Source organism: Allobosea sp. ASV33 (assembly GCF_016428755.1).
Taxonomy (GTDB): domain Bacteria; phylum Pseudomonadota; class Alphaproteobacteria; order Rhizobiales; family Beijerinckiaceae; genus Allobosea.
Genome location: NZ_JAELTI010000364.1, coordinates 1 through 302 on the forward strand (window position 1 = coordinate 1; position 302 = coordinate 302).

Annotated in this window: 1 pseudogene; it reads left to right on the top strand. The window is 75.8% G+C overall.

From position 1 onward, the window contains the following. Positions 1-127, top strand: a pseudogene (locus tag JHD80_RS28990) (LysR family transcriptional regulator); the annotation flags it as partial. Between the last annotated feature and the right edge of the window lie 175 nt (positions 128-302).

A 302-nucleotide genomic window follows, 5' to 3' on the forward strand; every position in this document is an offset into this window, starting at 1 on the left:
CGTCATCAACGATCACGGCATCCCGGACTGGACCCGGGCGGGCGAGATCCGAACGGCCAAGGTCCCTTTCAGGCCCCCGGACGCCGAGGCGCAAATCGCCGCGGTTCGCCAGGGGATCGGACTGAGCCTGTCTCTTATACACATCTCCGAGCCCACGAGACTCTAGGCGCGATCGCGTATGCCGTCTTCTGCTTGAAAGAGGGGGGGGGGGGGGGGGGGGGGGGGGGGGGGGGGGGGGGGGGGGGGGGGGGGGGGGGGGGGGGGGGGGGGGGGGGGGGGGGGGGGGGGGGGGGGGGGGGGGG